The following is an 18,194-nucleotide window of genomic DNA, read 5'->3' as shown; positions in this document are numbered from 1 at the left end:
ACCGAAGCGCCCGTTTAGCATCACGGCAAAATCGAACGACCATTCAGAAATTCAGGAGACGGTGCTATGGACAGGATTTGGCTGAAACACTACCCGGCCGGCGTCCCCGCCGAGATCGATGCCAGCCAGTTTCGTACGCTTGCCCAGCTGCTCGAAGCGTCTTTCCGCACCTATGCCGACCGCAAGGCCTTTGTCTGCATGGACAAGGCCATCACTTACGGCGAACTCGACCAGATGTCCTCGCGCTTCGCCGCGTGGCTGCAGTCGCGCGGGCTGCGTCCCGGCGCGCGCGTGGCAATCATGATGCCGAACGTGCTGCAGTATCCGGTGGTGCTGGCCGCGGTGCTGCGCGCCGGCTTCGTCGTGGTCAATGTCAATCCGCTTTACACCCCGCGCGAGCTGGAGCACCAGCTCAAGGACAGCGGCGCCGAGGCCATTGTCATCCTGGAGAACTTTGCCGCCACGCTGCAGCAGGTGCTGGCCCGCACGCCGGTCAAGCACGTGGTGGTCGCCAGCATGGGCGACTTGCTCGGCGGACTGAAGGGCGCGATCGTCAATTTTGTCGTGCGCAACGTCAAGAAGATGGTGCCGGCGTGGGAGTTGCCCAACTGCGTGCGCTTCAACAGCGTGCTGGCCGAAGGCGGCAGGCTCACGCTGCAGCCGGCGACCACCGGACCTGACGACATCGCCTTCCTGCAATACACCGGCGGCACCACCGGTGTGAGCAAGGGCGCAGTTCTGCTGCACCGTAACGTGGTCGCCAACGTGCTGCAGTCCGAGGCCTGGATGCAGCCGGCGCTGGCCAAGGGCGGCCATATCGACCAGGTCGTCACCATCACCGCGCTGCCGCTGTACCACATCTTCGCGTTGACCGTCTGCTGCCTGCTGGGGATGCGCAGCGGCGGCATGAGCGTGCTGATCCCCAACCCGCGCGATATCCCGGGCTTTATCAAGGAATTGCAGAAGTACAAGTTCAACATGTTCCCGGCGGTCAACACGTTGTACAACGCGCTGATCAACAACCCGGAGATCGCCAAGGTCGACTTCTCCGGCCTGCGCGTGGCCAACGGCGGCGGCATGGCGGTGCAGGAAGCGGTGGCCAAGAAGTGGCTGGACAAGACCGGCTGCCCGATCATCGAGGGCTACGGCCTGTCCGAGACCTCGCCGTCGGCCACCTGCAACCCGACCGACAGCAATGCCTTCTCCGGAACCATCGGCATGCCGCTGCCGTCGACCGAAGTGGTGATCCGCGACGACGATGGCAGGGACCTGCCGCTGGGTCAGCCGGGCGAGATCTGCATCCGTGGCCCGCAGGTGATGGCGGGCTACTGGAACCGCCCGGACGAGACCGCCAAGGTCATGACCGCTGACGGCTTCTTCAAGACCGGCGATATCGGCATCATGGACGAGCGCGGCTACACCAAGATCGTCGACCGCAAGAAGGACATGATCCTGGTGTCGGGTTTCAACGTGTACCCGAACGAAGTCGAAGGCGTGGTGGCCGAGTGCCCGGGCGTGCTGGAAGTGGCCGCGGTGGGCGTGCCCGACACGCACTCTGGCGAGGTGGTCAAGCTGTTCGTGGTCAAGCAGGACCCGGCGCTGACCGAGGCGGACGTGATCGAGTTCTGCAAGGAGCGGCTGACCGGCTACAAGCGGCCGAAGTACGTGGAGTTCCGCACCGAGCTGCCCAAGACCAACGTCGGCAAGATCCTGCGCCGCGAACTGCGCGACAGCCGCAAGGCGGCCTGAGCGCCAGCGCCTGCGCAAACGACAACGGCCTCCGCAACGGAGGCCGTTTGCTTTCCAGCGCCGCTTCCGCGGCTCAGCATTCGTTCGATGGCGCCAGTCTCGGATCCGTACTGCCATCCAGGTAGATCACCCGCACGCACGCGCCCGGCTCCAGGCCAGGTATCGCCGGCGCATTGGCCGATACGAGCGTGCCGTCCATGGTCCGCACCTTGTACTGGAACAGGTCGATCTGCTGCACCGGCGCCGGGCGACTGAACAGCCGGCTCAGGTCGAAGGCAAAGCCTACGCCCACCCCGCCGCCTCCGCCACCTCCCGCGGCACCCACGCCGACGCTGGTACCGCTGCCGTAATAAGCGGGCGCCTGCGCGACGTCCATCCGAGTCAGGAAGGTCCTTTCGGTCACGCGGCCAAGCTTGATGGTGGCGTTCACCGGGGTCATCTGCGGCGGTTGCGGCGTGCTGCTGCAGGCGGCCAGGAGCGGCAGCAGGCCGCACAGCGTGAGGTAGGGTAGCGTCTTCATGGCGAGATCAGGCCGTTCTTGAGCCTGCCGAGTAGTCGGAACAGCGCGCGCCGGTCGGTTTCGGCCAGCCCCGAAAACAGTTGGCCGATCCAATCCTCATGCGCACGCGCCATGCGCGAGAATGCCGCGCGTCCCGCCGGCGTCAGGCGGATCAGGTAGGCGCGGCGGTCGGTGGGCAGCGCCTCGCGCGAGACCAGCCCTTCCTGCTGCAACTGGTCCGTGATGCCGGTGACATTGCCGCCCGTGACCATCATGCGGCGTGACAGCTCGCCCATCTTGAGCCCTTCGGGGTGGCGATCGAGCTGGGCCATCAGGTCGAAGCGCGGCAGCGTGCAGGCAAAATCCTGCCGAAGCCGCGAGCGGATGTCGCCTTCGATCAGGTTGGTGCAGGTCAGCAGCCGCAGCCACAGCCGCAGGGCTTCGTGCTCGGTCTGGTCGGCACGGGTTTCAAGGTCGACCGGCGCGTTCTCGGCGCCGGCGGCAGGGGACAGGTTTGGCATCTTCAGTGCAACGGTGCGCGGGTGTGCGGCGAACGCCGCCGGCGGCTGCCGGATCGGGCCGGCAGTCAACATTTGATGCCTCAAGTATATGCGCGATGCGGACGGTCGCCCCTGCCGGCGATCAAACCGTCGTCAATCGACCTTGGCGCCCGAATCCTTGACCACCTTGGCCCATTTGGTGGTTTCGGCGCGGATCAGCGCCGCGAACTGCTCCGGCGTATTGCCGACCGGTTCGGCACCCTGTGCCTGCAGGCGTTCGCGCACCGCGGGAGCGCCGAGCGCCTTGGCCACTTCCTGCTGGATGCGGTGGACGATTTCCGGCGGTGTCCCGGCGGGTGCCAGCATGCCGAACCAGGAGCTGGCCTCGTACTGCGGCAGGCCGGCCGCCTGGGCGATGGTCGGCACGCCCGGCAGTGCCGGCGAGGGTTTGGCGCTGGTCACGGCCAGCGCCTTGAGCTTGCCGGCCTTGATCAGCGCCATCGACGAAGGCAGGTTGTCGAACATCACCTGCATGGTGCCGCCGGTCAGGTCGGTCAGCGCCGGCCCGCTGCCCTTGTACGGGAAATGGACCATGAAGGTCTTGGTCTGGGTCTTGAACAGCTCGCCGGCCAGGTGGATCGAGGTGCCGTTGCCGCTGGAAGCCATGTTCAGCTTGCCCGGGTTGGCACGCGCGTAGGCGATCAGGTCCTTGACGCTGTCGATCTTGTTCTGCTGCGCGAAGGCCGGGTTGACTACCAGGACGTTCGGCACCGCCGCCACTTCGGTGATGGGTGCAAAGTCCTTGATGGGGTCGAACGGCAGCTTTCCATACAGCGACTGGTTGATGCCGTGGGTGCCGACCGTGCCCATCAGCAGCGTATAGCCGTCCGGCGCCGCCTTGGCGACGATATCGGCGCCGATATTGCCGCCCGCGCCGGGTTTGTTGTCCACCACCACGTTCCAGCCAGGCAGCTTGGCCAGCTCCGCGGCGACGGCGCGGGCCAGGATATCGGTGGTGCCGCCTGCGGCAAACGGGACGACCAGCCGAACCGGCTTGGACGGATACGGATCGGCGGCCAGCGCCGCGGGACTGGCGAGCGCGGCAAGGCTGCCGGACAGCAACAGCGCGACGGCGCGCCGGCGAATGGGTTGCATGCGTGGTCTCCTGGTGTAGCCGCCTCGTGTCGCCGGGCGGTGGCATGTGCATTCTAGTTGGCCGCAATCGGCACGCCGATGGGGTGATGCCCTAAGCGCAAGGCGCCGCACGCCCATGAAAAAAGGCACCCGCAGGTGCCTTTTGAACGATCGGCCGGTGAGGCTGGCGATCAGAACTTGTGGCGGATGCCCAGGGCGACGCCGACCATCTTGTCTTCGCCGGTACCCAGGAAGTAACCATTGGCGAAGCTGATCGCCGAGGTGTCGAAGTTCAGGCCGGCGTTCTTCGAGAAGGCCGTGGTCAGGTACAGGTCGGTGCGCTTGGACACGCTGTAGTCCGCGATAAACGAGATCTGCCAGGGGTTCTTGATGTTGTTGGTGGCGCCGGTGGCAGCCGGGTTGAAGTTCTTGACGTCGTCGTAGTAGTACGCGAGCGTCAGGCCCAGTGCGGGGGTGACCTGGTAGTTGCCGCCGACCCAGTAGTAATTGTCCTTCAGGATCGTATTGTCGTTCGGCGCCTTGCTCATGCCCCAGCGATAGCCGGCCATCAGCTTGGCCGGGCCAAAGGAATAGCTGGCAGCGACCGCGGCCTTCTTGGCCTCCCCGGTGCCGCCGGCGGCGTTCAGGGTCGGGTTGTACTGGTCATAGGCGCCGCTGATGCCGAACGGGCCGGCTGCCCATGAGACGCCTGCACCGTAGCCGGTATCGCGGCGGAACTGGCCCGGGACTTCGCCTCCGCCGGCGACGCCGTTGCCGAACGACCAGTGGGCGACCGCCGTCACCGGACCGAACTTGCCCGTGTACTTGGCCGTGTTGTCCGAGCGGAAGTTCAGGCCCAGTTGCGCCACCACCGGTTCATACTGGGTGGCATAGCCGGCCGGCGAGAAATTGGCCATCATGTCGAACAGCGAGGTGTACTGGCGACCGAAGGTGAAGCGGCCAGCCTGGGCGCTTTCCAGGCCGACATAAGCCTGGCGGCCGAACAGGCGGCCGCCTTGCTGCAGACCGCCATTGTCGAGGCCGAAACCGCTTTCGAGCACGAACAGCGCCTTCAGGCCGCTACCGAGGTCTTCCACGCCGCGCAGGCCCCAGCGGGAGCCGGACAGGCCGCCGGATGACATACGGAAGAGGTTTTCGGCCGGGCCGGTGGCAAAGCCGTTGGCGGACGACGGGATGACGCTCGACATGTTGCTCACGTACTCGATGTTGGCATCCACCACACCGTAGAGCGTGACGCTCGATTGGGCCTGCGCCGCCCCGGCAAATGCGCCAAGCGCTGCCAGCGCCAGAAGCGATTTCTTCATGCTCGTTGATCTCCACTGTAAGAATTATTGGTGACGGCCCGGGGGAACCTCCTGTTGGTCTCCATCCCCCATGCGTCAAACTTCCTTGGAAGTTGCGAAGTACTGTAACAAACAACTTTTCGTTCACCATTCGGGCGCAACCCCCTTGTCTGGTTTTAGCAACTCAGGGTTTCTGAGTAGCGCTCCGCATCGATGCAAGGCGTGGCGCGGGATGCGGCGAATTAGAGGCAAGCTACAATGCGGGTAATCCCGATGCGGTCGCCGCGGGTCGCGCTGCCGCGTGTACCCCACCATGAAGACCTCGGGAGCAAGAAGATCAATCCGCTTGCGCGACATGGACACCCTGATCAAAGAATTCGACGTGGCACTGCGGGCCATCGCCGGGGCAACCCGCTCCGCGCGCGCCAACCCGGCCGACCAGCTGGCGCCGGACACCGAACAGATGAGCGCCGAAGAGCGGCGCCACGTGGCCGGTCTGATGCGCATCAACCATGTCGGCGAGGTTTGCGCCCAGGCCCTGTACCAGGCGCAGAAACTGACCGCGCGCAACGCGACAGTGCGCGCGCAGATGGATGCGGCCGCGCGCGAAGAAGAAGACCACCTGGCCTGGTGCGCCGAGCGGCTGCGCGAGCTGGGCTCGCGCCCGAGCCTGCTCAACCCGCTGTGGTACGCGGGTGCGTTCGCGATCGGCTGGGTTGCGGGCCGGACGGGCGACAAGGTCAGCCTTGGCTTCGTGGCCGAGACCGAGCGCCAGGTCGAGCACCATCTCGGCGGCCACCTGGACCGCCTGCCTGAAGCGGACGGCCGCTCGCGCGCTATCCTCGAGCAGATGCGCGACGACGAGATCCGCCATGGCGCTGCCGCCCGCGATGCCGGCGGCATCCCGCTGCCCGCGCCGGTGCGTGCGCTGATGCGCGGCGCTTCGCGCGTGATGACCACCGCCGCCTACCGCATCTGAAGCGCGGCGGCTGCGCGCCCGGCCTCATTGCCGCTCGCTCGCGGTTGCCCGCCGGCCCTTGATTTTCCAGTGCTGGCGGGCGATTGTTGTATCCTTTCCCCGGGCTGCGTGATAGTCGTTCCCGCCGCCGCCGGCAGTTCTCCTCCCGCAGTTCTCAGGTGGTTTCTCTGCTTTCCTCCCTAACATCTTCATTTCATTAAGGATTCACTTTCACGGTGCGTGAGGTGTGCGCGCTAAGTCATTGTTCTGATTCGAAAAATCTCGTTTGCTGCTCTGCAACCAGCCTTGACCGCCCAAATTGCTTCCTCTAAAGTGGGAAATAGTGTGAGGAAGTGTATTTTTGTGTGAAATTGCGAACCGACCGTGGGATCATTTCGTCACAGTCGGAAACAGAGGGATTCACGCGATTGCCAGCTGCCAGGGGCCACCGGTAGCAGGCAGGGACCGGGAGCGAGCGTGTTTCAGGGAGCATCGGCGCTGTCGCTGGATGCCAAGGGGCGGATGTCCATTCCGTCCAGGCATCGCGAGGCGCTGCAACAGCAGGCTGAGGGCCGGGTGACGCTGACCAAGCACCCGGATGGCTGCCTGCTGCTGTTTCCGCGGCCCGAGTGGGAAACCTTCCGCACGCGCATTGCAGCGCTGCCGATGGATGCGCACTGGTGGAAGCGCATCTTCCTGGGCAACGCCGCCGACGTGGAAATGGACGGAGCAGGCCGGGTGCTGATCGCACCGGAGCTGCGCAGTGCCGCCATGCTCGACAAAGAGGTCATGCTGCTCGGCATGGGCAGTCATTTCGAAGTGTGGGATGCCGCGACCTACGCCGCCAAGGAACAGCAGGCGATGGCGCAAGGCATGCCCGAAGCATTGAAAAATTTCTCTTTCTGAAGAGGTCATGAGTCCTACCGGAACGCCGGCAACCCCCGCCCTGCGCCATCGCACCGTGCTGCTGGACGAGGCCGTCGACGCCCTGGTCTGGCGCCCGGACGGCGTCTACGTGGACGGCACCTTCGGCAGGGGAGGGCACAGCCGGGCGGTACTGGCCCGGCTGGGGCCAGACGGGGCCCTGGTCGCGTTCGACAAGGACCCAGCAGCAATCGCAGAAGCGGGCACCATCGGGGATGCCCGCTTCTCCATTGAGCACGCCAGCTTTGCGGACATGGCAGAGCGCCTGGCCGGGCGCGGCCACGTGGCCGGCGTGCTGCTCGACCTGGGGATCAGCTCGCCCCAGATCGATGAGGCGGCGAGGGGGTTTTCCTTTCGTTTCGAGGGCCCGCTGGACATGCGCATGGACACCACGCGCGGCATTACCGCCGCGCAGTGGCTGGCGCAGGCGGATGAGCAGGACATTGCCAGGGTGATACGAGACTATGGGGAAGAACGGTTTGCTGTACAGATTGCAAAGGCGATTGTTGCTCGCCGGCGCGAACCCGGCGATGGCGGACCCATCGCCACTACTGCCGACCTTGCCGCGCTCGTGGCGAAAGCCGTCAAAACACGCGAGAAGGGCCAGGACCCTGCGACCCGCACCTTTCAGGCTCTACGGATTCACGTCAATCAAGAGCTTGAGGACCTCGAAAGAGGTCTGAAGGCGGCTTATGACCTGTTGCAGGTAGGGGGACGCCTGGTGGTGATCAGCTTCCATTCGCTGGAGGACCGCATCGTCAAGCGGTTCATGGCGGCGCACGCCCGTCCCCAGCAGGATGCCGACCCGGCCCTGCGCCGCGCGCCGCTGCGCGCGGCCGACCTGCCGCAGCCCACGCTGCGCCTGCTCGGACGCTCCAAGCCCGGCGCCGAAGAGGTAGCCGCCAATCCGCGCGCGCGCTCGGCCGTGATGCGCGTGGCCGAGAAACTGGCTCCGGCCGGCGGAGGCGTGCGCGCATGAACCGCCTGACTTTCTTCCTTCTGGCCGCGCTGATCCTGTGCGCGCTCTCGCTGGTAAGCGCCCAGCACCAGGCGCGCACGCTGTTCGTGGCGCTGGAGCGGGCACAGTCGGAAGAACGCCAGCTCGACATCGACTGGGCGCGCCTGCAGTACCAGCAGAGCTCGCTCGGCAAGAGCGCGCGCATCGCCGATGCCGCGCGCGCGCAGCTGAAGATGGCACCGGCCAACCCCGGCAAGACCCAGTACCTGTCGGGCATCGTGCTGCCGCCGGCGCAGCCCGCGCCGGCCAGCGAGGCGGAGGCGCGCCAATGAGCATGGCCCGACCCAACCCGCCCGGCCGCAACGGCAACGGCACTCCGTCGCGCCCGCGCAGCGGCCAGTTCTCGGCCAGCCCGGTGCTGGGGCTGCGCCTGCCGATGTGGCGCTCCAAGCTGGTGGTGTTCCTGATGTTCGCGGCTTTTGTCGCGCTGGCGCTGCGCGCCGCATGGATCCAGGGCCCGGGCAACCAGTTCTACGAGGCCGAGGGCAAGAAGCGCTTCCAGCGCACGCTGGAACTGCCGGCCACGCGCGGCAAGATCCTGGACCGCAATGGCCTGGTGCTGGCCACCAGCCTGCCGGTCAAGGCGATCTGGGCGGTGCCCGAGGATGTGCCCAACCAGGTCGAGCTGGCCAAGATCCGCCAGCTGGCCAGGCTGCTCGGCATGTCGGAGAAGGACCTCGGCAAGAAGCTGTCGGAGGACAAGGGCTTTGTCTACCTGAAGCGCCAGGTGCTGCCCGACGTCGCCGACAAGATCGCCGCGCTCAAGATCGAGGGCATCCACCAGACCCGCGAGTACAAGCGCTTCTACCCGGAAGGGGAGGCGATGGCGCATATCGTGGGCTTCACCAATGTGGAAGACCGCGGGCAGGAAGGCGTGGAGCTGGCGCGCGAAACCGGCCTGGCCGGCCGCCCCGGCGCGCGCCAGGTGATCAAGGACCGCCTCGGCCGCGTGGTCGAGGATGTCGGCATCCTGAAGACCCCGCGCGACGGCGAAGACATCCAGCTGTCGATCGACGCCAAGATCCAGTACCTCGCCTACAACGAACTCAAGGCCGTGGTAGATAAGCACAAGGCCAAGGCCGCCAGCGCCGTGGTGCTCGACGCCCAGACCGGCGAGGTGCTGGCGCTGGCCAACTGGCCCACCTACAACCCCAACGACCGCACCCGGCTGTCCGGCGAGCAGTTGCGCAACCGCGTGTTGACCGACACCTTCGAACCCGGCTCGATGATGAAGCCGATCACCGTGGGGCTGGCGTTGCAGCTCAAGCGCGTGACGCCGTCGACGGTGATCACCACCACCGGCAAGTACCAGTTCGAAGGCGCCACCATCAGCGATACCCACAACTACGGCGCCCTCACCGTCAGCGGCGTGATCCAGAAATCGTCCAACATCGGCACGACCAAGATCGCGATGCTGATGAAGCCGCAGGAGATGTGGGATATGTACACCAGCATCGGCCTGGGCCAGGCGCCCAAGATCGGCTTCCCTGGCGCGGTGGCAGGGCGCGTGCGTCCGTTCAAGAGCTGGCGTCCGATCGAGCAGGCCACCATGTCGTACGGCTACGGCCTGTCGGTGTCGCTGTTCCAGATGGCGCATGCCTACACCATCTTCGCGCACGACGGGGAGCTGATCCCGGTCACCATGTTCCGCGCCAACGGTCCGGCCACCGGCGAGCGCATCCTGTCGCCGCAGGTGGCGCGCGACGTGCGCGCCATGATGGAAACCGTGACCGCGCCCGGCGGCACCGCGCCCGAGGCGCAGGTGATGGGCTATCGCGTCGGCGGCAAGACCGGCACCGCCTACAAGCACGAAGGCCGCGGCTATAACCGCAGCAAGTACCGCGCCTCGTTCATCGGCCTGGCGCCGATGTCCAACCCGCGCATCATCGTCGCCGTCAGCGTCGACGAGCCTACCGCCGGCAGCCACTACGGCGGCCTGGTGGCGGGCCCGGCGTTCGCCGCCATCACCGGCGGCACGCTGCGCGCACTGAATGTCCAGCCCGATTCGCCGATCCGCCAGCTGGTGGTCAGCGACAAGGTGCCGGAAAGCGAACCGTGGAGCGCGACCCAATGACGGCCAAGCCCCTGCTCCCGCTCGAGGTGACCACCCAGGCCAGCAACGCGCTGGCCTGGCTGCGTACCAACGTGGCCGCTTCGGCGCAGTTGACGGGCGATAGCCGCCGGCTGGCGCGCGGCGACGTGTTCTTTGCCTACGTGCTCGGCAACGAGCGCCTGGCCACAGACGGGCGGCCCTATATCCAGCAGGCCATCGCGGCCGGCGCCGGTGCCATCGTCTATGAGGCTGAAGGCTTCGACTGGCCATTTGGCGACGTCGTGCCGCATCTGGCGGTCAGCAACCTGCATCAGCTGGCCGGCCCGATCGCCGCCGGCTGGCACGGGAATCCGGTGCGCGGCCTGGCCGTGACCGGGATCACCGGCACCAACGGCAAGACCTCGTGCAGCCAGTGGCTGGCGCGCGTGCTGCAGGCCGCTGGCACGCCCTGCGCGACCGTCGGCACGCTCGGCACAGGCTTCCCCGGCGCACTGCAGGCGACCGGCTTCACCACGCCCGACGCGGTGCAGCTGCAGGCCAGCCTGGCGGCGCTGCACGACGCCGGCGCGCGGGCCGTGGCGATGGAAGTGTCCTCGCACGGCCTGGAGCAGGAGCGCGTGGCCGGCACGCATTTCACGGTGGCGGTACTCACCAACCTGACGCAGGACCACCTCGACTACCACGGCTCGATGACCGAGTACGAGGCCGCCAAGGAGCGCCTGTTCCAGTGGGACGGCCTGCGCACCGCAGTGGTCAACCGCGACGACGCCATGGGCCAGCGGCTGCTGGCGGCGGACGCGGCCGCAATCGCCGCGCCGCACGTGATCGAATACGGCATCGACGGCCCCGGCGCCGCCACGGTGCGACGCCCGCGCGGCGAATGGCTGCGCGCCACCAACGTGCGCGCCACGCCCAACGGCACCGCTTTCCATATCGACGGCAGCTTCGGCAGCACCGAGATGGCCACGCCCATGATCGGCGCCTTCAACGTCAGCAACCTGCTGGCGGTGCTGGGCGCGGCGCTGGCCAACGGCGTGGCATGGAATGCGGCGCTGGCGGCGCTGCGCGCGCTGACGCCGGTCGAGGGCCGCATGGAATTGTTCGGCGCCAACGGTGGCGATGCCGGGCTGGGCCCGCTTGCGGTGGTCGACTACGCTCACACCCCTGACGCGCTGGAACAGACGCTGGCCGCGCTGCGCCCGGTGGCGCAGGCGCGTAATGGCCGCCTGTGGTGCGTGTTCGGCTGCGGCGGCGATCGCGACCCGATCAAGCGCCCGCTGATGGGCGCGGTGGCCGAACGCCTGGCCGACGAGGTCATCCTGACCAGCGACAACCCGCGCAGCGAGGACCCGCAGGAGATCCTGGACGCGATCGCCGACGGCATGGCCGACCGCGCGCGCGGCCGCCAGATCGAGGATCGCGCCGCCGCCATCCTTTACGCCATCCGGCACGCGGCTTCGGCCGACGTGGTGCTGGTGGCAGGCAAGGGCCACGAGGCCACCCAGGAGATCCAGGGGCGCAAGCGCCCGTTCTCCGATCGCGAGCATGTCCGCCTGGCGCTAGCCACCCGTGGAGTATCGGCATGAGCCAGACCACCATGACCACCTTGCAGGACGCCGCCGGCTGGATTGCCGGCGCGCGCGTTTCCGGCGACGGCGCCGTTGCGTTCTCGCGCGTGCAGACCGACAGCCGCACCGTCGAGCCCGGCGACCTGTTCGTCGCGCTGAAGGGCGAGCGCTTCGATGCGCATGACTTCATCGCCGACGTGGTGGCCAAAGGCGCCGCGGCCGTGCTGGTGAGCCGTGAAGTCGATGCTGGCGTGCCAGCCATTGTCGCCCCCGACACCCGCATCGCGCTGGGCGAGCTGGGTGCCGGCTGGCGCCGCCGGTTCACGCTGCCCGCGGTGGCGGTGACCGGCAGCAACGGCAAGACCACGGTCAAGGAAATGATCGCGGCGATCTTCGCTGCGGCGGTGGGCGAAGACCAGCGTCTGGCCACCGGTGGCAACCTGAACAACGACATCGGCCTGCCGCTGACGGTGCTGCGCCTGCGCGCCACGCACAAGCTGGCAGTGCTGGAGCTCGGCATGAACCATCCGGGCGAGACCGTCTACCTGGCCGGCATCGCCCAGCCCACCGTGGCGGTCATCACCAACGCGCAGCGCGAGCACCAGGAATTCATGGTCAGCGTGGAAGCCGTGGCGCACGAGCACGCGGCCGCGATCGCGGCGCTGCCGGCGGACGGCGTGGCGGTATTCCCGCTCGACGAGGAAAGCGGCGGTGCCTATGCACCGGTCTGGCGCGAGGCCGCCGGTGCGCGCCGGGCGCTGTCGTTCGGCACCTCGCAGCGCGCGGACGTGCACGCCACCATGGCATTGGTCGACGGCGTGCAGGTAATGCAGGTGCGCGCGCCGGGCCATGCGTTTGAAGTCAGGCTTGCGCTGCTGGGCGAGCACAACGTGCGCAACGCGCTCGCGGCGATCGCCTGCGCGCTGGCCGCGGGCGTGCACGTGCCGGCGATCCAGGCGGGGCTGGCCGGCTTCCAGGCGGTCAAGGGCCGGCTGCAGGTGAAGTACACGCCGGGCGGCACGGTGGTCATCGACGACACCTACAACGCCAACCCCGATTCCATGCGCGCCGCCATCGACGTGCTGGCCGGTTTTGCCGCGCCGCGCATGCTGGTGCTGGGCGACATGGGCGAGGTCGGCAACCAGGGGCCGGCGTTCCACGAAGAGATCGGCGCCTACGCGCAGGCGCGCGGCGTCGACGCGCTGTGGGCCGCCGGCGAACTGGCCGTGCACGCGGTGCGCGCGTTCGGCGCCAACGGCCGCCATTTCGGCAGCGTGGAAGACCTGGCAAAGGCCTTGGAGGAAGACAGCGGGGGCATGGTGGCGCAAGCGGGCGCCATGCTGGTGAAGGGATCGCGCTTCATGCGCATGGAACGGATCGTCGCTGCGCTGGTCGCAGACACTTCCGCACATTAACGAAGACAACACGATGTTATTGGCTCTGGCCCAGTGGCTGCAAAACGACTACAGCTTCCTCCGGGTCGTCAACTACCTGACATTCCGCGCGGTGATGGCAAACCTCACCGCGCTGCTGATCGGCCTGACGTTTGGTCCGTGGGTGATCCGCAAGCTGACCGAACTGAAGGTCGGCCAGGCGGTGCGCACCATCGGCCCGCAGACGCACCTGGTCAAGTCCGGCACGCCGACCATGGGCGGCGTGCTGGTGCTGGTGTCGATCGCCGTCTCGACGCTGCTGTGGTGCGATTGGGGCAACCGCTTTATCTGGGTGGTGATGCTGGTCACCTTCGGCTATGGCGCCATCGGCTGGGTCGACGACTACCGCAAGGTGGTCTATCGGGACCCGCGCGGCATGTCGAGCCGCGAAAAGTTTTTCTGGCAGACGCTGATCGGCCTTGTGGCCGCGGTCTACCTGGCGTTCTCGGTGTCCGAAAGCAGCAATGTGCGGGTCTGGGAGCTGTTCCTGAACTGGGTCGAGGGCGGGCTGTCGCTCGACATGCCGTACAAGTCCAACCTGATCGTGCCTTTCTTCAAGGAGATCAGCTACCCGCTGGGCGTAGCCGGCTTCATCGTGCTGACCTACCTGGTGATCGTGGGCTCGAGCAACGCCGTGAACCTGACCGATGGCCTGGACGGCCTGGTGATCATGCCGGTGGTGCTGGTCGGCGGCGGGCTGGGCGTGTTTGCCTACGTGATGGGCAACGCGGTCTACAGCAAGTACCTGCTGTTCCCGCATATCCCGGGCGCGGGGGAACTGCTGATCTTCTGTTCCGCGCTGGGTGGGGCAGGGCTGGCCTTCCTCTGGTTCAACGCGCACCCGGCACAGGTGTTCATGGGCGACGTGGGCGCGCTGGCGCTGGGCGGCGCGCTGGGCACGATCGCGGTGATCGTGCGCCAGGAGATCGTGCTGTTCGTGATGGGCGGCATCTTCGTGGTGGAAACGCTGTCCGTGATGGCGCAGGTCACATGGTTCAAGATCACCAAGCGCCGTTATGGAGAGGGCAGGCGGCTGTTTCGGATGGCGCCGCTGCACCACCATTTCGAGCTGGGCGGCTGGAAGGAAACGCAGGTCACGGTGCGCTTCTGGATCATCACCATGTTGCTGGTGCTGATCGGGTTGTCGACGCTGAAGTTGCGTTAATGGTTGTGCCGATGGCGATGGCCGCGGCGCTTTCTAAATAGAAACAGGAAACCAAAGGCAGGAAATCGAAGTGTTTGGCGAGCTGCAGAAACCTCATGTGCTGGTACTTGGCCTCGGCGAATCGGGGCTGGCCATGGCGCGCTGGTGTGGCCTGAACGGCTGCGCGGTGCGCGTGGCCGACACGCGCGAGGCGCCCGCCAACCTTGTCTTCCTGCAGGCCGAGCTGACTTCGGCCGAGTTCGTGGGCGGCCCGTTCGCGGAAAGCCTGCTCGACGATATCGGCCTGGTGGCGATCAGCCCCGGCTTGTCGCCGCTGGACGCCGGCACCGGTGCCTTGCTGGCCGCCGCGCAGGCGCGCGGCATTCCGGTGTGGGGCGAGATCGAGCTGTTCGTGCGCGCGCTCAGGCACCTCGAAGCCGAATCCGGCTACGCGCCGAAGCTGCTCGCGATCACCGGCACTAATGGCAAGACCACCACCACGGCGCTGACGGGCCGGCTGGTCGAGCGCGCCGGCAAGACCGTGGCGGTGGCGGGCAATATCAGCCCGTCGGCGCTGGACAAGCTGTCGGCATGCATCGCCTCGGCCACGCTGCCGGAGGTGTGGGTGCTGGAACTCTCCAGCTTCCAGCTGGAGACCACGCATACGCTGGCGCCGGATGCGGCCACCGTGCTCAACGTGAGCCAGGACCATCTCGACTGGCACGGCTCGATGGAAGCCTACGCCGCATCCAAGGCGCGCATCTTCGGGCCCGCCGGCAGCGAGTGCGTGCAGGTGCTGAACCGCAATGACAAGCTGACGCTGGACATGGCGCGGGCGGGCCGCAAGCCGGTGACCTTCGGCATCGACCTGCCGGAAGTGCCGGGCAGCTTCGGCATCCTGCGCGAGGGCGGCATGCCCTGGCTGGTGCTGGCCGAACCCGATTCGGAAGCGGAAGGGGAGGGCAGGCCGCGCCGCCGCAAGGCCGCCGAAGCTTCCGAGGAAGCCGTGCCGCTGCGCCACAAGCGCCTGATGCCGGCCGACGCGCTGCATATCCGCGGCATGCACAACGCCACCAATGCCATGGCGGCGCTGGCGCTGTGCCGTGCCATCGACCTGCCGATGAACGCCTTGCTGCACGGACTGCGCGAGTACCGCGGCGAGCCGCACCGCGTGGAGTGGGTGGCCACCATCGATGACGTCGAGTATTTCGACGACAGCAAGGGCACCAATGTCGGCGCAACCGTGGCCGCGCTGTCCGGGCTGGACAAGCGCGTGGTGCTGATCGCCGGCGGCGAAGGCAAGGGCCAGGACTTCTCGCCGCTGGCCGCGCCGGTGGCGCAATACGCGCGCGCAGTCGTGCTGATCGGCCGCGCTGCCGCCGAGTTGCGCGATGCGTTGCAGGGCAGCGGCGCCAGCCTGGCCGATGCCGCCACGCTGGAAGAAGCCGTGGCCAAGGCCACGGAACTGGCCGAGCGCGGCGACGTCGTGCTGCTGTCGCCGGCCTGCGCCAGCCTCGACATGTTCCGCAACTACGTGCACCGCGCCGAGGTATTCCGCGCCGCGGTGGAAGAACTGGCCCTGTCCCGGGGGATCCTGCCATGAGCGACGCGCAGGTCAAGCGCAGCGGGTTTATCGGCGCCACCATCGGCAATGCCTGGGGTGGCCTGCGTGACGCGGTATCGGGCGTCAAGCCCACGCGCTCGCGCATGATGGAGTACGACCAGCCGCTGCTGTGGGTCGCGATCATGCTGCTCGCGCTCGGCCTGGTGATGGTCTTTTCGGCCTCGATCGCGCTGCCGGATTCGCCGCGCTACGCCAACTACCGCGAAAGCCATTTCCTGATGCGGCATGCGTTTGCGCTGTTTATCGGGCTCTCGGTCGGGCTGGTGGCGTTCCAGGTGCCGGTGAAGGTATGGGACCGCTATGCGCCCAAGCTCTTTGTCGTCGCGCTGATCCTGCTGGTGATCGTGCTGGTGCCGTTCGTCGGCAAGGGCGTGAACGGCGCGCGCCGCTGGATCCCGCTGGGCGTGATGAATTTCCAGCCGTCCGAGCTGATGAAGCTGGCGGTGGTGCTGTATGCCGCCAACTACACCGTGCGCAAGCAGGAGTGGATGCAGACCGTGGCCAAGGGCTTCCTGCCGATGGGCGTGGCGGTGGTGGTGGTCGGCATGCTGCTGCTGCTCGAGCCCGACATGGGCGCGTTCCTGGTGATCGCGGCGGTGGCGATGGGCATCCTGTTCCTGGGCGGCATCAACGGCAAGCTGTTCGCCGGGCTGGTCGGCGTGGCAGTGGGCGCGTTCGCGCTGCTGATCACGGCGTCGCCGTGGCGGCGCGAGCGGATCTTTGCCTACCTGAACCCGTGGGAAGAGAGCAACGCGCTGGGCAAGGCCTACCAGCTGACGCACTCGCTGATCGCCTTCGGACGCGGCGAGTGGACCGGGGTCGGGCTGGGCGGCAGCATCGAGAAGCTGCATTACCTGCCCGAGGCGCATACCGACTTCATCCTCGCGGTGATCGGCGAGGAATTCGGCTTTGTCGGCGTGCTGGTGGTGATCGTGCTGTTCTACTGGCTGGTGCGGCGCGCCTTCAATATCGGCCGCATCGCGCTGCAGCTCGACCGCACCTTTGCCGGCCTGGTGGCCAAGGGCATCGGTGTGTGGATCGGCTGGCAGACCTTCATCAACATGGGCGTGAACCTGGGCCTGCTGCCGACCAAGGGGCTGACGCTGCCGCTGGTGAGCTATGGCGGGTCGGGGATTCTGATGAACTGCGTGGCGTTGGCGATCCTGCTGCGTATCGATTATGAAAATCGCGTGCTGATGCGTGGAGGGAAGGTATGACGCAGCCACGCACCCTGCTCGTGATGGCCGGCGGCACCGGGGGACATGTGTTCCCGGGGCTGGCGGTCGCGCATGCGTTGCGCGAGCAGGGCTGGAACATCGTCTGGCTGGGCAACCGCACCGGCATGGAAGCCACGCTGGTGCCCAAGCACGATATCCCGATGGAATTCATCCAGTTCGGCGGGCTGCGTGGCAAGGGGCTGGTGACCAAGTTCCTGCTGCCGCTGAACCTGCTGCGCGCATTCTGGCAGAGCATCGGCGCGCTGCGCCGGGTAAAGCCGAACGTGGTGCTGGGCATGGGCGGGTATATCACCTTCCCGGCTGGCATGATGGCCTCGCTGCTGGGCCGCCCCCTGGTGCTGCACGAGCAGAACTCGATCGCCGGCCTGGCCAACAAGGTGCTGGCCAAGGTGGCCGACCGCGTGCTGTGCGCGTTCCCGGACACGCTGCCCGGCGGCGAATGGACCGGCAACCCGGTGCGCGAGGAACTGGCGCACCTGGATGCGCCCGAGTCCCGTTACGACCAGCGTACCGGTCCGCTGCGCATCCTGGTGGTGGGCGGCAGCCTGGGCGCCGCGGCGCTGAACGAGGTGGTGCCGAAGGCGATCGCGCTGTTGCCGGAAAGCGAGCGTCCGGTGGTGACGCACCAGGCGGGTGCCAAACAGATCGACACGCTGCGCGCCAACTACGCGGCGGCGCAGGTGCCGGCACAGACCCTGCCGTTCATCGACGACATGGCGCGTGCCTATGCCGATGCCGACCTGGTGATCTGCCGCGCCGGCGCAATGACGGTGTCGGAAGTGGCCGCGGCGGGCGTGGCGGCGCTGTTCGTGCCGTTCCCGCATGCCGTGGACGACCACCAGACCACCAACGCAAAGTTTTTGTCCAGCCAGGGCGCGGCCCTGCTGGTGCAGCAAGACGACCTGACGGCCGAGGGCCTGGCGCAAACCATCGCCAGCCTGACCCGGCCGCAGCTGAAAGACATGGCGCGCCTGGCGCGCGGACTGGCCAAGCCTGAGGCAACCCGGCGCGTCGCCGAGGTGTGCAGCCAGCTGGCCAGGGACTGAAA

The 18,194-nt window shown here is 67.2% G+C and carries 16 protein-coding genes; 12 read left to right on the top strand and 4 right to left on the bottom strand.

All coding sequences use genetic code 11. The annotated features are described in order from the left end of the window. Positions 1-66: 66 nt before the first annotated feature. Positions 67-1,749: a long-chain fatty acid--CoA ligase gene (locus J8I34_RS22735; RefSeq protein WP_029048060.1), complete on the top strand. Its 1,683-nt coding sequence runs from the start codon at positions 67-69 to the stop codon at positions 1,747-1,749. Between the two features lie 73 nt (positions 1,750-1,822). Here the strand turns inward: J8I34_RS22735 and J8I34_RS22730 are convergent, their stop codons facing one another. The 4 genes from J8I34_RS22730 to J8I34_RS22715 form a co-directional block, all read right to left on the bottom strand. Then, positions 1,823-2,269 (bottom strand): hypothetical protein, encoded by a 447-nt coding sequence (locus J8I34_RS22730; protein WP_209774305.1) that lies wholly within the window; start codon positions 2,267-2,269, stop codon positions 1,823-1,825. Next, positions 2,266-2,769, bottom strand: a complete 504-nt coding sequence (locus J8I34_RS22725) for a MarR family winged helix-turn-helix transcriptional regulator (RefSeq protein WP_029048062.1) — start codon at positions 2,767-2,769, stop codon at positions 2,266-2,268. Before J8I34_RS22725 ends, J8I34_RS22730 begins: the two co-directional genes overlap by 4 nt. A gap of 132 nt (positions 2,770-2,901) precedes the next feature. Further along, the gene (locus J8I34_RS22720; protein ID WP_029048063.1) at positions 2,902-3,903 is read right to left on the bottom strand and encodes a tripartite tricarboxylate transporter substrate binding protein; all 1,002 of its coding nucleotides are present in this window, start codon (positions 3,901-3,903) and stop codon (positions 2,902-2,904) included. 170 nt (positions 3,904-4,073) lie between these two features. Next, a complete protein-coding gene (locus tag J8I34_RS22715; protein ID WP_029048064.1) occupies positions 4,074-5,207 on the bottom strand; it encodes a porin in 1,134 nt (377 codons plus the stop codon). Positions 5,208-5,541: 334 nt separating this feature from the next. On the opposite strand from J8I34_RS22715, the gene coq7 reads away from it, so the two are divergent. The 11 genes from coq7 to murG all read left to right on the top strand — a co-directional run bounded on the left by coq7 (position 5,542) and on the right by murG (position 18,192). After that, the gene (gene coq7 / locus J8I34_RS22710; RefSeq protein ID WP_029048065.1) at positions 5,542-6,165 is read left to right on the top strand and encodes a 2-polyprenyl-3-methyl-6-methoxy-1,4-benzoquinone monooxygenase; all 624 of its coding nucleotides are present in this window, start codon (positions 5,542-5,544) and stop codon (positions 6,163-6,165) included. A gap of 456 nt (positions 6,166-6,621) precedes the next feature. Then, positions 6,622-7,050, top strand: coding sequence for a division/cell wall cluster transcriptional repressor MraZ (mraZ, locus tag J8I34_RS22705; RefSeq protein WP_010814778.1), 429 nt, complete (start codon positions 6,622-6,624; stop codon positions 7,048-7,050). 7 nt (positions 7,051-7,057) lie between these two features. Further along, on the top strand, positions 7,058-8,047 hold the full coding sequence (gene rsmH / locus J8I34_RS22700) for a 16S rRNA (cytosine(1402)-N(4))-methyltransferase RsmH (protein ID WP_209774304.1): 990 nt from the start codon (positions 7,058-7,060) through the stop codon (positions 8,045-8,047). After that, entirely contained in the window at positions 8,044-8,358 is a 315-nt protein-coding gene (gene ftsL / locus J8I34_RS22695) for a cell division protein FtsL (protein WP_029048067.1), read from the top strand. The genes rsmH and ftsL overlap by 4 nt, the downstream gene beginning before the upstream one ends. Beyond that, on the top strand, positions 8,355-10,160 hold the full coding sequence (locus J8I34_RS22690; protein ID WP_029048068.1) for a peptidoglycan D,D-transpeptidase FtsI family protein: 1,806 nt from the start codon (positions 8,355-8,357) through the stop codon (positions 10,158-10,160). The genes ftsL and J8I34_RS22690 overlap by 4 nt, the downstream gene beginning before the upstream one ends. Beyond that, a complete protein-coding gene (locus J8I34_RS22685; RefSeq protein WP_209774303.1) occupies positions 10,157-11,725 on the top strand; it encodes a UDP-N-acetylmuramoyl-L-alanyl-D-glutamate--2,6-diaminopimelate ligase in 1,569 nt (522 codons plus the stop codon). The genes J8I34_RS22690 and J8I34_RS22685 overlap by 4 nt, the downstream gene beginning before the upstream one ends. Continuing rightward, complete coding sequence (locus tag J8I34_RS22680) at positions 11,722-13,122, top strand: UDP-N-acetylmuramoyl-tripeptide--D-alanyl-D-alanine ligase (RefSeq protein WP_209774302.1); 1,401 nt, start codon at positions 11,722-11,724, stop codon at positions 13,120-13,122. The genes J8I34_RS22685 and J8I34_RS22680 overlap by 4 nt, the downstream gene beginning before the upstream one ends. Before the next feature lie 13 nt (positions 13,123-13,135). Then, on the top strand, positions 13,136-14,305 hold the full coding sequence (mraY, locus tag J8I34_RS22675) for a phospho-N-acetylmuramoyl-pentapeptide-transferase (protein ID WP_209774299.1): 1,170 nt from the start codon (positions 13,136-13,138) through the stop codon (positions 14,303-14,305). 70 nt (positions 14,306-14,375) lie between these two features. Beyond that, positions 14,376-15,887 carry a UDP-N-acetylmuramoyl-L-alanine--D-glutamate ligase gene (gene murD / locus J8I34_RS22670; RefSeq protein WP_209807074.1) on the top strand — a complete coding sequence of 504 codons (1,512 nt, stop codon included), beginning with the start codon at positions 14,376-14,378 and terminating at the stop codon, positions 15,885-15,887. Then, entirely contained in the window at positions 15,884-17,125 is a 1,242-nt protein-coding gene (ftsW, locus tag J8I34_RS22665) for a putative lipid II flippase FtsW (protein ID WP_029048073.1), read from the top strand. The genes murD and ftsW overlap by 4 nt, the downstream gene beginning before the upstream one ends. Then, positions 17,122-18,192 carry an undecaprenyldiphospho-muramoylpentapeptide beta-N-acetylglucosaminyltransferase gene (murG, locus tag J8I34_RS22660; RefSeq protein ID WP_209774293.1) on the top strand — a complete coding sequence of 357 codons (1,071 nt, stop codon included), beginning with the start codon at positions 17,122-17,124 and terminating at the stop codon, positions 18,190-18,192. Before ftsW ends, murG begins: the two co-directional genes overlap by 4 nt. The last annotated feature ends 2 nt before the right edge of the window (positions 18,193-18,194 follow it).

It is taken from the genome of Cupriavidus phytohabitans (genome assembly GCF_017815025.1).
In the GTDB taxonomy this organism is placed as follows: domain Bacteria; phylum Pseudomonadota; class Gammaproteobacteria; order Burkholderiales; family Burkholderiaceae; genus Cupriavidus.
This window is presented reverse-complemented; position numbering and strand designations above follow the sequence as displayed.

Coding starts and splice junctions, on each gene's coding strand:
- ftsL (WP_029048067.1), top strand. CDS start 8,044: ATGAACCGCCTGACTTTCTTCCTTCTGGCCGCGCTGATCCTGTGCGCG.
- rsmH (WP_209774304.1), top strand. CDS start 7,058: ATGAGTCCTACCGGAACGCCGGCAACCCCCGCCCTGCGCCATCGCACC.
- J8I34_RS22690 (WP_029048068.1), top strand. CDS start 8,355: ATGAGCATGGCCCGACCCAACCCGCCCGGCCGCAACGGCAACGGCACT.
- murG (WP_209774293.1), top strand. CDS start 17,122: ATGACGCAGCCACGCACCCTGCTCGTGATGGCCGGCGGCACCGGGGGA.
- J8I34_RS22735 (WP_029048060.1), top strand. CDS start 67: ATGGACAGGATTTGGCTGAAACACTACCCGGCCGGCGTCCCCGCCGAG.
- mraY (WP_209774299.1), top strand. CDS start 13,136: ATGTTATTGGCTCTGGCCCAGTGGCTGCAAAACGACTACAGCTTCCTC.
- J8I34_RS22720 (WP_029048063.1), bottom strand. CDS start 3,903: ATGCAACCCATTCGCCGGCGCGCCGTCGCGCTGTTGCTGTCCGGCAGC.
- J8I34_RS22715 (WP_029048064.1), bottom strand. CDS start 5,207: ATGAAGAAATCGCTTCTGGCGCTGGCAGCGCTTGGCGCATTTGCCGGG.
- J8I34_RS22685 (WP_209774303.1), top strand. CDS start 10,157: ATGACGGCCAAGCCCCTGCTCCCGCTCGAGGTGACCACCCAGGCCAGC.
- J8I34_RS22730 (WP_209774305.1), bottom strand. CDS start 2,269: ATGAAGACGCTACCCTACCTCACGCTGTGCGGCCTGCTGCCGCTCCTG.
- J8I34_RS22680 (WP_209774302.1), top strand. CDS start 11,722: ATGAGCCAGACCACCATGACCACCTTGCAGGACGCCGCCGGCTGGATT.
- coq7 (WP_029048065.1), top strand. CDS start 5,542: ATGGACACCCTGATCAAAGAATTCGACGTGGCACTGCGGGCCATCGCC.
- J8I34_RS22725 (WP_029048062.1), bottom strand. CDS start 2,769: ATGCCAAACCTGTCCCCTGCCGCCGGCGCCGAGAACGCGCCGGTCGAC.
- ftsW (WP_029048073.1), top strand. CDS start 15,884: ATGAGCGACGCGCAGGTCAAGCGCAGCGGGTTTATCGGCGCCACCATC.